Source organism: Lacibacter sediminis (assembly GCF_014168535.1).
GTDB classification, from domain to species: Bacteria; Bacteroidota; Bacteroidia; order Chitinophagales; family Chitinophagaceae; genus Lacibacter; species Lacibacter sediminis.
Window position 1 is genome coordinate 2,625,502 of sequence record NZ_CP060007.1, and the last position, 15,993, is coordinate 2,641,494.

8 protein-coding genes are annotated in these 15,993 nt (G+C 40.4%); 5 read left to right on the top strand and 3 right to left on the bottom strand.

All coding sequences use genetic code 11. From position 1 onward, the window contains the following. Positions 1-4: 4 nt before the first annotated feature. The 3 genes from H4075_RS11130 to H4075_RS11140 form a co-directional block, all read right to left on the bottom strand. Positions 5-2,413: a glycoside hydrolase family 2 TIM barrel-domain containing protein gene (locus tag H4075_RS11130; RefSeq protein WP_182800927.1), complete on the bottom strand. Its 2,409-nt coding sequence runs from the start codon at positions 2,411-2,413 to the stop codon at positions 5-7. Between the two features lie 41 nt (positions 2,414-2,454). Further along, entirely contained in the window at positions 2,455-5,742 is a 3,288-nt protein-coding gene (locus H4075_RS11135) for a glycosyl hydrolase (protein WP_182800928.1), read from the bottom strand. Between the two features lie 153 nt (positions 5,743-5,895). After that, a complete protein-coding gene (locus H4075_RS11140; protein ID WP_182800929.1) occupies positions 5,896-7,140 on the bottom strand; it encodes a hypothetical protein in 1,245 nt (414 codons plus the stop codon). A gap of 198 nt (positions 7,141-7,338) precedes the next feature. Between H4075_RS11140 and H4075_RS11145 the strand changes: the two genes are divergently transcribed. The 5 genes from H4075_RS11145 to H4075_RS11165 are packed head-to-tail and all read left to right on the top strand — an operon-like array spanning position 7,339 to position 15,771. Continuing rightward, a complete protein-coding gene (locus H4075_RS11145; protein WP_182800930.1) occupies positions 7,339-9,000 on the top strand; it encodes a GH39 family glycosyl hydrolase in 1,662 nt (553 codons plus the stop codon). 18 nt (positions 9,001-9,018) lie between these two features. Next, the gene (locus H4075_RS11150; RefSeq protein WP_182800931.1) at positions 9,019-10,386 is read left to right on the top strand and encodes a TolB-like translocation protein; all 1,368 of its coding nucleotides are present in this window, start codon (positions 9,019-9,021) and stop codon (positions 10,384-10,386) included. A gap of 3 nt (positions 10,387-10,389) precedes the next feature. Beyond that, entirely contained in the window at positions 10,390-11,979 is a 1,590-nt protein-coding gene (locus H4075_RS11155; RefSeq protein WP_182800932.1) for a family 43 glycosylhydrolase, read from the top strand. Positions 11,980-11,994: 15 nt separating this feature from the next. After that, positions 11,995-14,778, top strand: coding sequence for a glycoside hydrolase family 2 protein (locus H4075_RS11160; RefSeq protein ID WP_182800933.1), 2,784 nt, complete (start codon positions 11,995-11,997; stop codon positions 14,776-14,778). An 18-nt stretch (positions 14,779-14,796) separates the two neighbouring features. Then, positions 14,797-15,771, top strand: coding sequence for a glycoside hydrolase family 43 protein (locus H4075_RS11165; RefSeq protein ID WP_182800934.1), 975 nt, complete (start codon positions 14,797-14,799; stop codon positions 15,769-15,771). Positions 15,772-15,993 lie beyond the last annotated feature (222 nt).

Consider the following 15,993-nt stretch of genomic DNA (forward strand, 5'->3'; position numbering starts at 1 on the left):
TGATTTATTTAACACTGAATGTTTTCTCAACTTGCTTCAATCCTTCTGCCGTTACTTTTATTTTTACAGTTCCTGCTGCTTGTGTTGAACGCAGAATGGCCATGGCAAAACCATTGTGCAGTCTTTTTTTCGTACCTGCAAACAAATCATCGCTTAAATGATTGCCATTATCCACTGCAATTAAAGTAGCAGCACCGCTTACTTCAAAACTGAGTTCAGCAGTTTCAGTCTGCACTTTATTCCCTTTGCTATCCACTGCATATACTTTTACATATTGCAGATCCATACCATCCGCTTTCCAGTTTGTGTTTTCCGTTTCAATAATTAACGCCACTGCTTTGCCGGTTGTCTGCAGTTCGTGTTGTGCAACCACTTTGCCTGCTGTTCGTGCAACAGCTTTAATGCTGCCTGCTGTAAACGGAATATCTTTCCAATAAATGGTATTGCGTTTTCTTACGTCGGTACTGTTTTTTTGTATGCCGATGGATTTGCCGTTTATAAATAATTCCACTTCGTCAGCATTCGTATACGTGTAGAGGTTATACTTTTTCCCTTCCTGCCTGTTCCAATGCGATGAGATCACTTTTTGTCCCACTACCTGGTCGTTCCACATCTTTACATCTCCTTCATTATCTACGATGCCAATATGCACCAACGGCTCATCTGTAAAAATGCTTTTGGTTAACCATGCCTGCGGAAAAGGTTCCATTGCATGATTGAAAAAAGAATAGTTCCAACCTTTCTTCGGCCATTTATCCGATTCGCCCCAATATTCAATAGCTCCCCAATAAGCAAGACCAACCATTTTATCTCTGTCCATGCCAAAGTAAGGAGAAGCTAACTCATTTGTTACAGCTTCGCTTTGATACACGATCATATCAGGTGCATGTTTCAAATACTCCTGGTAATCTTCCCATGTATAGTTGAAACTTGCAACATCAGTTACGGTTGACAACTCAGGTGGAACAATATTTTCTTTGATACGAAAATCGGGGTTGGCCCTGATGATTCCACCGGCACGTGCAGGGTACATAGCCACCGTTGTTTTACGGGTAGGGTCGTAACGTTTTGCAACTACATCCATGATCTTATAGGTGGTAATACCCCAATCAGTTGTTGGCCAATTCCAGCGTTCTTCCTGAAACTGTAATTCATTTCCAAAACTCCACATGATAACCGAAGGATGGTTGCGGTCTCTCTTGATCCACTCTTTTACATTATCATACCAGATATCATTCCACTTGGCATTGCCGGCCCACGCCTGAATGCTTCCCCATTTATCGTACAATTCATCAACAACTAAAATTCCTTTTTCATCGGCCAGTTTAAAAAATGATTCTGAATAAGGATTGTGTGAAGTGCGGATATGATTAAAACCAAAAGCTTTCAGTTTGTCCATCATCCGTGCAATGGAAGTTTCGTAAGCAGCAGCACCAACAGCGCCAAGATCATGATGATTGGCAACACCTTTCAGAAAAACTTTCTTGCCATTTAATTTCAATCCAAATTCTTTCGAGAACTCAATGGTACGTATGCCGAATTTCTCATTGCGTTTATCAACTACTTTACCATTTAATACCAATGAAACTTCGGCGGTATAAAGATTGGGTGTTTCGCAACTCCAAAGCTGTGGATTGGCGATTGTAACAGTTGGTAACGGTATTTCAACTTCTACCAGTTTTGATTTTTTGGGTGCGAAGGTTTTTGTTACTCCAACCTGTTTGCCATTCGGGTCAACTATTTTTGTAATGATCTCCAACTCATATTGTTTGTCTTTTATCCCTGCTACTTCTACTTGCACTTTTACTTCAGCGTTCTGATCTGTAATTTTTGGAGTAGTAATAAAGATTCCATGACGTGCAATAGATACACTGTCTTTTACTACCAAATGCACATTTCTGAAAAGTCCGCCCCCGGTATACCAACGTGAACCACCTTCAGTAGAAGAACGAACAGCCACCACATTGTCTGCATCGTATTTAATGATCGCTGCAATATCAGCTTCAAAACCAAGATAGCCATATGCTGTACCGCCGATCTTCTTTCCATTCACCCACACATCGCCATGCAGCATGATGCCTTCAAAATCGAGTAAAACCCGTTTGCCTTTCCAGCTTTCGTTTGCTTTAAATGTTTTGCGATACCAGCCAATGCCGTTTGTTTTAAATCCACGACCACGGTTAGCTGTTGAATCCCAGGGTTGTTCAATCTGAAAATCATGCGGCAGATCAAGCTTGCGCCAATCGGTGTCATCAAAAGAAATTGATTGTGCGTTTGGAATATCGCCAGCTTTAAATTTCCAGCCGAAATTAAAAAGCTGGTTAACTCTGATCTGTTCATTGCTTTGCTGTGCAAAAAGAAATGAAGTAAAACAAAGAGCAACAATGGTTGATAAAATTTTTATTCTCTTCATTATATCTTGTTTTCAATTGTAATCTTAAGAAATTAGAAAATCTATTTTGTTCGTTGTACAAGTAATACTTTATCCATAATACCAGAAGGCACCAATGATGTTTGTGGATTGGCTATCTCAGGATAGGCAAAAGTCAAACGTTCCGATTGCGGGAGTGATGCATCGCCAACCATTCGATTGGTTAAAGAATTCACCACCTGAATTTCAATTTCATTTTCTCCGTTCTTGATATAAGAAGTTAGATCAGCTTCCCAAGGACTGCACCAGACGGTTGACACTTCTTTACCATTCACAAATACACGTGCAATAGAACCTAACCTTGGAAAACGAAGCAATACTTGTTCGCCTGCAACAGGCTGCCCTATCTGAATTGTTTTGCGATACACAGCAGTACCTGAATAGTATTTGATCCGTTTATCTTCATTTTTAGTCCAGTCTTTTAAGCTGGTAAATATCACTTCACCGGGACCGCCCCATTTTGGATCAAAAAACACTTTCCATTCTCCATCTATTGATGTGATTTTTTCTTCAGTGCCATTTAATTTTGTTGGAAGAGATGGTGATGTTTGATTAGATGTAACAATGAATCCTGATTCGTTTGGTTGCAAAATAATATTTACTAACAGCCCCTCTTTTCCGGATGAAGTAACAGGTAATACAAATTGTTTTCCGGTTACAGGATCCCAATACTCTGCTTTGGTAGAGTTGGTGCGTAAATGGATTGTATCCTTAAAATAATTTTTGCTGTGATTGTTAAGAAAGTAAATATCATGATCTCCATATCGGCGATGTGCATAATAGATTTTATCAGTTGGTATATTTCCACTTTTAAAACCTGCATCGGGTCCGATTCCTTGTCTGGCTATTGCTTCAGCAAGCGTCATTCCCCAATAAACTTTACCCTTACCAACTGATTTTATTCCGGTTTGTTCTTTGCCCCATAATTGATTTACCAATTGCTGGTACTCTTTTGCGAAAGCAACATCATTTAAAGAACCTGAACCTAACGGACGATTACCATAAACAGCAACACCATCTTTTACCAATTTTACAATCTGTCGCAATGCATCCAGTGAAATGTCTGCTTTGTTTTCGAGCACCAGTAGTTGATAGCTCATTCCATCGGGAAGAACCATACGATTATTTTTACACGACATTCGATTGAGCAACGCATCTTTTGTAAACACATCAAAATCGTATCCTTCGGGAATTTCAGGTAAACGATTCGCCAGCAATTTTACCGGGGCATTGTCGCCCAAATAAATACACAGATCAATTACAGGAATTCCATTGCGCATCAATCCAGCACATCTTGCCTGGTAATCCCAAAATGGCCGGCTGTAGTTCCAATAAGTATTATTTCTGTTAAGTACATATTGTCTGCCTCCACCTGTACTTCCCGGAATTTTATCTAACCAGGGTTGATAGGCTGAAGCACAAACAACAAATTCCTGTGCGCCAAATGCATATGCGTAATCAGCAACATTCTTTGCATCGGCAAATGATTGACTGAATTTCAAATCTGTAAAAGCTTCTGCTGATGCAATCGTTTTTCCGTAAATGTGTGCGGCTGATGAAGTTTCCTTTACATCATAACTTCCATGAGTTTGATAGGCCCAGAATTCACCTTGCGGTTTCTCTACTTTTCCTTTGGCTTTAAAATTATCTGCAACAATTGTTAATCCATTGCCTACTGCCTGTCCCGTAAATACCACGCCGGCCTGTCTGCATAAACTATCTAACACAGCAAAATATTCATCGGCAACTAAATCGGAAAGTGTAAGCCGCATATCATATAAAAATCCGCTCGTTTCATCTTTTGAACCAACAATGTATCCGGCTAAGGCTGGCAGATATTTATTAATACTGTAACCACGACGTTGTTTAAATTTATGTTCAAATTCTGGTGTCCAGTTTTGCGAACCGGCTTCGTGACTATCCATATGCAAACCAGTCAATTCTATTCCAACTTTTTTTAGAGAGTCGGACATTACTTTGAAATAATTATTCCACTGTGTTATTGTTGCTATTGATGAGAGCTTATCGCTCTCCAATCCCATTAAATTAGGACGACCATGTTTTGTATTTACGCCAATTGATACACGGGCAAAACGCATAATCACCCATCGACCCGCAGGTACATTCCATTCCAGTTGGCCATTGTTCATTTCATTCGTCAAATCAATGATCTGCTTAGGATCAATGAGTGCGGATTGGGAATAAGCAGGTGTATTCTCCTTCTCAATATATTCAGAGTTCAATCCTGCCTTTTCTTCCCATTGATCCATTTTTGCCTGCGATGAAAGAATGAAATTTCCAATGGGCAATTCCTGTCCGGCATCTTTTGGGTAATTCCAGTCATGCAGATTCAATCGAAAATATTTTCCTTTCACAGGCGGAAATGAAATTGTTTTCTGATTCCATGTTGGCGATTCATACATCGGTTTCAAGTCACATACTTTGGTATACGTAACGCCATCTTCTGAAACTTCCAACTGACCCAGATCCGGTTGCTTTACATAACCGTAGCCATAAAAATCCTCAGACGAAGGGCCGGGCATATTCATCGCACCTGTTCTAGATTTACCTCTTGGGCGGACACGATAGGTTATACTTCTTGCAGTAAAAGCATTGTTGAATTCAAAATTGATAAAAACTGATTTACCCGTTTGTTGTGAAGGGATACTGATTAATTTATTATCCTTTGGAAAAACAATTGCGTTAACGTTCAATTGTGGGATGTTGGAAGATACTTTCGGAATTTGCGTAAGACTTGTTCCCCAATTTCCATCGGGAACAGGAAATGCAACTACAGCTACATCGTTTACTTTTCCTGATTTGCTTTTGCGGGCAGGTGCAGGGAGTTTGGCTTTAAAAAGCTGCCCCCCATTAATTACTGTATCAGTTGCATCAAGACGTTGCATACTTAACTCTTCGGTAATCCATGGGCCACCGGAAACATAGCCATTAGAAAGATGTGTTTCAAATGTTAATCCTAAACGTCTTGCTTCGGAAGCTGCAAAGCGAAACATATCCCACCATTCTTTTGAAAAAGCAGGCAAAGCATGCTCACCCTTGCCATGTTGCTGGTCGTAATATACCACGCCACCAACACCTTCTTTTTTAAATGCTTCTAAATCGGCAGTAATACCTTCCCTTGTTGTTTCCGTTTCTCCATGGAACCACCAAAGCTTTGTACGGGCTGTGTTAGAGGGTTGGGAAAATTCGTTCCTGATTTGTTGTAAGGAAGTATTTGGGGTTTGGCCGAAAACAGGAAAACAAAACAAAGACAATAAACAGTTTGAGAAAAAGAACAGCAGTATACGCATAATCGTTATTGTGCCCGTAAGTTAGAATCTGTCAATAGAGCAACAAGAAATTTGCCTGTTCAAAGTATATTCAAACTGATGAACAATATAACTTTCTGCAAATCAACTGTGAACAAGCAGCATGAACAAGCGGGAAGAAAGATGATTGCTGTCTTAAAAATGATAAAGCAGCTTCCCGTCGTACGATTTCAGGTCGCAGGTTTTTATAACACCTGTTCCTTCAAACTCCAGGAATAATCCTTTCATATTGCCTAATGATTGCTGATAGGAGCCTGTGAAAATTTGTTTGCCATTCACAAACAGGGTTACCTGTTTCTGATGGTTTACCAGTTTCACAGTAGTCCATTGACTGAGGTCAAGTACAAATTGCGATAGATCGTTGGTAGCGCCTTTAAATATTTGTTCACTCACAATATTCAACACCCGTTGACTGCAACCTGCATTCACCCATCTGAACCGGATGACATTGTTGCTGCCGGAAATCTGGAACTGTGTACTGCGGCAGAAGATTCCTTTTTCCTGGATATGGTTTTTAAATGTTGTTTCGAAGATGAAATCATCGGCACTTTGATTGAACGGCGTGTAATTGGAAAGCCTGGTTAAAACCGGCCCGGTGGTATCCAATCCCAGTTTAAACAATTGGCTGTTGGTTACTTCGAACAAACTGTCACTACCTGTTTTAATGACAGGAAGCGCATAGAAATGCACGGGTATATCATCCTGTCGATGAAATCCAAAAGCGATCCAGTTATTGGATTTTATATACGCACTGGTTTTTGCAAATGTTTGTTGCCGGGTTTGCAGAGAGACAGTAAACACACCGGGGATATAATAAATATGTGCAACATTTTTTTCATCTGGTTTGATGTATTGCCAGGGTGATTTATCACCAAAATTGACAAAGAGGCTATCCTCTGTTCCGGGCAATTGTAATTCAAAAACAACGGTGGCAGGTAAGAGTCCTTCGGTACGTGTAATGTTGATTGTGCCGTAAATATCTTTGGGTTTCCAATAACGAAAGAAAAGGAAGGCAACGATCGCTGTAATAAGCAAAAGTGCGGGGAACAAGAGTTTGCTTCGCTTTGAATTGTTTGCGCCGTTCGTAGCAACCGGTTTTGTTGAAGACGATTCTACCTGTTGTACAGTTTCAGGCTCTACATACTGCCCATATTTTTTTAATGCATCAACCGTGGCTTGCTGTGGAATATAATCATCATCAACCGAAACTTTGCCGAAGATCCTTTTCAGCGTACTGGGACTGATGTTTACATCTGTATCACCAAAAATCTCCCTGCTCAGATCGCTGAAATCGCCATGCTTCCAGTTTACAGCTGTGCCCCGGTTAAAGCGGTTTTCGCAACAGCGTATAATCTCATCCAGTTTTGCCTTTTTGCTCATCGAAACAAATATAGAGTAAATTGAAAAGTTACAGGACTGTACAGGATAACTGTTCGGTCTTTAACCCTTTACTTTATATGCTGTTTAAAATGCTGTATAAAAATGAGATTCTTCCAAACGGTTGCACTCCCGCTCGTATATTCATGTTCATTTCAGTTCCCGGCTTTCCCGACAATTTTCAATCGTAAAAAGAATCACATGAAACTATTGCTGCTTGCTTTGGTGATATCATCTGCTGCTTTTGCACAAACTGCATCCATCAACGTTGATCTGAAAAAAGAAACAGGCGACATGAAACCCGTTTGGGCTTGGTTTGGTTATGATGAACCGAACTATACCTATATGAAAGATGGAAAGAAATTGCTCACAGAGATTTCAAAACTCAGTCCTGTTCCTGTTTATGTTCGGGCACATAGTTTGTTGGTAACAGGTGATGGTACACCTGCATTAAAATGGGGAAGCACCAATGCTTATACCGAAGATGCAAATGGCAATCCCATTTACAACTGGCAAATCATCGACAGTATTTTTGATACATACATTCAACGTGGAATGAAACCGTTGGCGCAGATTGGTTTTATGCCGGAAGCATTGTCAACGAATCCGCAGCCATATAAACATGATTGGAAACCCGGCGATCCTTATTTCAAGATCATTACAGGCTGGGCTTATCCACCAAAAAATTATAACAAATGGGCCGAGTTGGTTTATCAATGGGTAAAGCACAGCGTTGAACGTTACGGAAAGAAAGAAGTGGAGAGTTGGTATTGGGAATTATGGAACGAACCGAACGGTTACTGGAAAGGAACGAAAGAAGAATTTTTCAAATTATATGATTATACGGCTGATGCTGTGAAACGGGCTTTGCCTACTGCAAAGATCGGCGGAATCAATATTGCCGGAACCGGAAGTAAAGGAGCCCAGGAATGGATGCATGCTTTTGTAAAGCATTGTTTTTCCGACACCAATTATGTGACAAAGAAAATAGGTTCGCCTGTTGATATGATCCTGTTTCATGCAAAAGGATCACCGAGAGTTGTTGATGGTCATGTGCAGATGAATATGGGAACGCAATTGAGAGATATTAATACAGGGTTCAAGTTTGTTGCATCTTATCCGCAGTTAAAACATCTTCCTGTGATCATTGGTGAATCTGATCCCGAAGGTTGTGCTGCCTGCGGTATGCACACCAATCCGGAAAATGCGTATCGCAACGGAACAATGTTTTCGAGTTACACAGCTGCATCTTTTGCACGCAAGTATTTATTGGCCGATTCATTTAACGTCAACTTTCTTGGTGCTGTATCATGGGCCTTTGAATTTGAGAATCAACCCTGGTTCTATGGCTTTCGTGATCTGGCAACAAACGGCGTTGATAAACCGGTGCTGAATGTGTTCCGCATGTTTGGGATGATGAAAGGAAAACGTGTATTGGTGCAGGGTAGCCAGATGTATGATTTGAAAACAATGGTTGACTCAAGTGTTCGTAGAAAATACAATGATGTTGGTGGATTGGCGGCAAAAGATAAACGTTCTGCAACGGTAATGTTGTGGAATTATCATGATGATGATGTGAAGAAGGATGCATTACCTGTTGCAGTAAACATCAATGGATTAACGGCAACAACAGTAACTGTCACTGAATATCGTATTGATGATGAACACAGCAACAGTTATGAAGTGTGGAAGAAAATGGGCTCGCCGCAAAATCCATCAAAAGAGCAAATAGCAATATTGGAGAAAGCCGGTCAATTAAAGACATTGGGTGCAGCAACGAAATTGAAAGTAACAAACGGTGTATTGAATATCACTCTCTCATTACCACAACAAGGCGTAAGCCTGTTGAAACTTGATTGGTGATGCCATAAATTAAATCGCATGAAACAGATTTTTATCATTGCAGCAGTATGTATATCAACAGTTGCATCTGCACAAATTGGCAAGCGTTTTCCATCGGAGCGTAAAGAAGTGATTGATCCGGTGACAGGAACAAAGCTTTTATTTCTTACAAGCACACCCGCCGGCGATTCAAAAATTTATCAGACACATAATCAATGGACGAGTGATGGAGAATGGCTCATCTTTCGCAGCAACCGTGCACGCAATGAAGCGCTGGCTGTGAATGAAAAAACAGGCGACATTGTACAGGTAACTGAAGGTGGTTACACAGGTATGTTGAATGTAGCACGCAAAACGATGAAGCTGTATTTTTTACGTTCATCTCAACGGGATACTGTAAGAAGAACAGCAGGCGACACCACACGCAGAAGAAATCCTATTCCATTACAGATTGTTGAAGTTGACCTGGCAAAAGTATTTGCTGATAGTAAAGCAGGAAAAATGAAAACTGCAAACAACTATCAACGTGTTTGCGGTACAATTCCGTTAGATCTTGAAGGCGGTGGTGATATGGCATTGGATGGCGATGAAGAGTGGGCTTATTTCCGTGTAGGAAAAAATGCAGCAGCAAAACATTTAGCTGCAGGAACAAAACCTGCTGATAATTTTGGGCCACGTAATATGGGTGCTGGCCCAACAGGTATTGCAGCGATGAACGTGTTCACAGGTGAAATAAAATATGTAGTGTCTGTTCCATTTCAAATTGGACATATACAAACCAACCCATGGGTGGCAGGTGAGATTGTGTTCTGTTGGGAAACAGGTGGTAAATCGCCACAACGTACATGGACAGTAATGCGTGATGGCACAGGTCTTCGTCCTTTATATCCTGAATCGGAATACGAATGGGTCACACATGAAGCAGTGATCGGCAAAGATGAAGTGGCAATAGCGATTATGGGGCACCGTAAGATTGGTGGCGTTGATACCACAGGCACAGCTGTTGGTGGTGCAAATCCCGGGCAGGATCCTGCATGGGGACCATCAGGTACAAGAGAAAAGCCAACAGGTCTTGCAATTGTAAATCTGCGTACAAGAGAAACCATCATTGCCGGGCAAACAAAAAGCGGAAGTGGTTTGTGGCATGTGAGCGGATCGCCTGATGGACGTTGGGCAGTGGGTGATGATTTTACAAGAAACATTTATTTGATCGATCGTAATACAGGTGAAATGCTGTTGTTATCAACCGGTCATAAACCAACAGCAGGTGATCATCCGCATCCAACGATGAGTCCGGATGGAACAAAGATTCAAATTCAATCAGCGATGTTATCTGCTGATGGACGATCCATGAACATCTGTATTATTCCTGTGCCCGAAGCGTGGTTAAAACGAACCTATAAATAAAACATGAAAAGACTCGTTGCATATTCTTTTGTGATGCTGTTGTTGATTTTCATCAGCAACACTTTATCAGCACAATTCCTCAACATTAAGAATGATGTCTTCTGGAATACAAAAGATGGCAAGCCGCTCTACAGCCAGGGTGGTGGTATATTTAAATTCAACGATGCAACTGGTAAAGAGAAATACTATTGGTATGGTGTGCAGTATAAAGAAGCAGATATCTATCGTAACAATCCATCCGTTACGTTACCAAACGCCACATTTGAATCAGTAACCTGTTACAGTTCTAATGATTTAGTGAACTGGACATTTGAAGCAGATGTGTTTACAAAAGAAGAAGCGTTTAAAACAATATCCAAAACCTGGGTGGGACGTTTAGGTGTTGCCTATATCAAAGAGTTGAAGAAGTATGCCATGTTTGTGCAGCATGGTAACCAGGTGTTGATCGCAGTTGCTGATTCGCCAACAGGTCAGTTCACCCAGCACCAACGAATCAATATGAAAGAGATGATCGGCACAAGTAACACCGGCGATCAAACTGTATTCACCGATGAAGACACAGGCAAATCATATCTCATCTATTCATATGGCAGCGGACGTAATAAAATTTATGTTTCTGAAATCGGACTAAAAGATGGGATGGTAAACCTGTTAGACTGTATCAAAGTTTTTCAAGGTGAAAGCAGGGAAGGCAACTGTATGTTCAAATACAAAGGAAAATACTATATGGCCGCATCCAACATTTATGGCTGGGATGCATCCTATGCATATTATTTAGTGGCCGATGATATTCGTGGACCTTACTTACCAACGAATGATATGTTGGTGATGAAAGGAAGTGAAAACGATTATGCACATGTAACACAAACCGGCTTCTTCTTCAATGTAAAAGGAAGCAAACAAGAGACGGTGATGTATTGTGGTGATCGTTGGGCCAACTTTGCAGGAAATGGATTGGGTTACAATCAATGGTTTCCGCTTTCGTTTAACGGCGCTGAACCTTATTTCAATTCACTCAGTTCCTGGCACATTAATGCAAAAACAGGAGAGTGGAAAGTGGCTGCTGATAATAACTATGTAAAAAACGGCAGCTTTGAAGCAGACAGAAGAAGAATCCCCAGTCATGTAAAACCGGTACAGGAATTTTTATTAGGCTGGACAACAACTGTGATTGAAGGCAACAAAGTTTCACTCGACAGTAACAGCTCACCTGTATTGAATTATTTCAATACCGAGAGCGACAGAAAGGTTGTGATTGGCGAAAAGAGTTTGCAGATCAGCGATAAAGTCAACTTTAAAAGAAAAGTATCACAAATTATCACTTCATCTCCCTATGTAAAACTGGAAGACGGCAATTACACACTCACAGCTAAAGTGAAAAACAGCAGTGGTTTTGCAAAGCTTGAAATGTATGTGGAGAGCAATAGTAAGATTCGATTATACCCTATCATTGAAGAAAATACATCATGGAAAACAATTACCATTGAGGGCATAATGGTGAAAGCAGGAAAAGTGGAGATTGGCTTTGTTGCTGAAGGTGAAGCCAATGCATTTTGTTATGTAGATGATGTAACATTTGTGAAAATCAAATAAAAAAAGAATCGTTTAATGAGAATAAATATTTATCGCATATTGAGTGCAGCAAGTTGTTTCCTGTTAATAAACGGAGCATTGTTTGCACAGCAAACGGAGATCCGTTACTTATCAGGCACAGATAAAGATCATACTGTTCCATGGGAATTCTTTTGTACAGGCGGAATGAACAGCGGTAAATGGACAACTATACCGGTTCCATCCAATTGGGAATTGCAAAGCTTTGGTGCATATAATTACGGACACGATGAAAAAGGCAATGGCAAAAAGAAAAGCACGGAACAGGGTTTATATAAGCGTCGCTTTATTGCAGATAAAACATGGGCCAACAAGCAAATCGAAATTGTGTTTGAAGGAGTGATGACGGATACTGAAGTAAAGCTGAATGGACAGGTAGTTGGGCCTGTTCATCAAGGCGGGTTTTATCGTTTTCAATATAACATAACACAATTTATTAAACCAGGTGTTGAGAATTTGCTGGAAGTAAATGTCAGCAAAGTAAGTGCCGACAGTACTGTAGACAATGCAGAACGTGAAGGAGATTTTTGGGTCTTTGGCGGTATCTATCGTCCCGTGTATTTAAAAATTTTACCTGCTTCGTTTGTGCAGCGTGTGGCCATTGATGCAAGAGCAGATGGAAAATTTGCAATGGATGTATTTGCTGAGCAGGTAAAAGAAGGAGATGAAATAACAGCACAGGTTAAAACATTAAAGGGCATTGCATTTGGAAAACCATTCACTGCAACTGTAACAAATACTTCAGAGAAAATTCAGTTATCAAATAGTTTTACAAATCCAAAACAATGGAATCCTGAATTTCCAAACCTGTATACTGTTGAAGTAAGCCTTCGTCGTAAAGGGAAAGTTGTACATGTGTTTCATCAACGTTTTGGTTTTAGAACAGTAGAAGTAAGAAAAGGTGATGGCATTTATGTCAATGGCGTGAAGATCATGATGAAAGGGGTGAACCGTCACAGCATCTGGCCGGAGAGTGGAAGAACATTAAGCCGCAAAATTCATTTGAAGGATATCGAATTGATCAAGGATATGAATATGAATTCTGTTCGTATGTCGCATTATCCACCTGATCCTGAATTTTTAGATCTGTGTGATTCACTCGGTTTGTTTGTATTGGATGAGTTAACAGGCTGGCAGAATAAATATGGAACACCCGTTGGTGAAAAATTGGTGAAAGAAGTGGTGACAAGAGATGTCAATCATCCTTCCATTTTATTTTGGGACAATGGTAATGAAGGTGGCTGGAATACGGATCTGGATGATGATTATGCCTTATACGATCCGCAGAAAAGAGTAGTGCTGCATCCCTGGAGTAATTTTAATAACGTTGACACCAAACATTATCCTGATTATAGTTATGTAGAAAAAGCTGCAGAGAAAGGCGATGTGTTGTTACATACAGAAATGATTCATGGTTTGTATGATGGTGGTCATGGTGCAGGGTTAGATGATTACTGGAAGCTCTTTCGGAAAAATCCAAGACATGCAGGTGGCTTCTTATGGGTATTGAGTGATGAAGCAATTGTAAGGAAAGATTTGAATGATAGTTTAGATACCGATGGCAATCATGCTCCTGATGGCATTGTGGGGCCGCATCATGAAAAAGAAGGCAGCTATTATGCCATAAAAGAAATATGGAGCCCTGTACAAGTTGCAAAACCAACACTTGATAAAAGCTTTGCAGGGAAACTATCCATTGAAAATAATTATCTCTATACAAATCTCTCTTCCTGCAAATTCAAATGGGAATTGTTGAAGTTTCCATTGGCAAAGAATAAGAAGACCGGTCATACTGTTATCACATCCGGTAATACATCCATTGCCATGGCAGCAGGAAAAACAGGAACACTTCAAATAGCACTTCCTGCAAACTGGGCGAATGCAGATGCATTGTCATTCACTGCAATTGATCAATACGGCCGTGCATTGTATACATGGGTATGGCCCATTCAACAACCTGCAACAATTGCAGAATTAAATATCGCAGCAACAAAGAAACCGGCAGCTGCAATAAAAGAATCTGTTGAAGGAAAAATGCTTTCCATTATTTGCGATGGCATCAGGTACGATTTTGATATAAGCACCGGTTACTTAACCACCGTTACAAAGAATCAACAACTGATTCCTTTTGGTAATGGGCCTGTGTTGGCGGGAGAAAAACAGACACTGCAAAAAATCAAACATTCAAAACTCGGCAGTAATAAATATGAAGTAGAAGCAGAATACACAGGTGATGCTTCACTTAATGTGAAATGGATCTTTGCAAGTGGATCACCTGTAAAACTGGAATACAGTTATACGCAATCAAAAGCTGCAGATTTTTATGGCATCAGCTTCAATGTTGATGAATCAAAACTGAAAGGAATGAAATGGTTAGGTGCCGGCCCTTATCGTGTGTGGAAGAATCGTTTAAAAGGCGCACCACTAAGTGTGTGGCAGAAGAAGTATAATAAAGCTATCACAGGCGAAGTCATCAGCTATCCTGAATTTTCAGGTTATCATGGAAATGTATATTGGATAACTGTTGAAACAGCGGCTTCTTCATTTACGGTTTATACTGATAAAGAAGATCTGTTCGTGCAGATGCTGAAACCACGCAAGGCATCAACCACATTTATTCCGCATGTGAATCCGCCATTTCCTGAAGGTAACTTTGGATTTCTGAATGCCATTGCACCGATTGGTACTAAGTTCAGGGCGGCAAATACAATGGGGCCACAAAGTCAAAAGAATAATCCTGTTTCGGGATCAGTGAGTGGAAGTCTGTGGTTTGAATTTTAAAATATTATAAACGATTTTATGAAATCATCTTTGCTGTTATTCGTTATTGTGTCCACGGTCTTTAATAGTGTGCTAGCACAAACAAAAGACACAAGCTTTCAATCAAACGGTAACCCCATCATCCGTCATAAATATACAGCTGATGCAGCAGCGATCGTTTATAAAGACAAAGTGTATCTCTATACCGGGCATGATGTTGCTCCGCCAAAAGAGAATCGTTATGTGATGCACGATTGGTTGGTTTTTTCTACATCAGATATGGTAAACTGGACAGAGCATCCATCACCCTTAAATGTAAAAGCATTTAAGTGGGCAAAAGATGATGCGTGGGCCTCACAAGTAATTGAACGCAATGGAAAATTTTATTGGTTTGTTGCCATTACACATGACAGTACGCACAGAGGAAAGGCAATCGGTGTGGCAGTGAGCGATAGTCCAACAGGGCCGTTTACAGATGCTATTGGTAAAGCACTCATCACAAATGATATGACGACAGAAGCAAAGATCAGTTGGGATGATATTGATCCAAGCGTGTTTATTGATGATGACGGACAGGCTTATCTCTTCTGGGGCAATACAACTTTGCATTATGTGAAGCTGAAAGAGAACATGATCGAAATGGATGGAGCTTTCAAAAAAATCGATGTGCCGAAATTTACAGAAGCACCCTGGGTACATAAACGGAATGGCTGGTATTATCTATCGTATGCTTACGAGTTTCCGGAAAAGATCACTTATGCAATGAGCAAGAATATCAATGGCCCATGGGAATATAAAGGCATCCTCAATGAAATTGCAGGGAACAGTAATACCAATCACCAGGCTATTATTGAGTTCAAAGGCAAATGGTATTTCATTTATCATAATGGTGCTTTGGTGCCCGACGCAGGAAGCTTTCACCGTTCGGTTTGTATTGATTATCTCTACTATAACAAAGATGGAACGATGAAGCGTGTAATTATGACCAGTGAAGGCGTAAAACCGGTTAAATAAGTATATTGCGCCCCAGTTATTTCAATTTCTTATGAGAAAATTCGTTAATCCCATACTTTTTACACTCGCAATTACGATTATCCTGCTTGAATGCGCCATGATCAAATTCAGGTCGAAGTTTCCCATAAACGTAGCCTACATCATCATTGTCGTTAATTTCCTCTATTTTAATTTTATCTTTTTCCCCGATGTACGCAGAAGGTACAGGGCGCTGAAACAGGC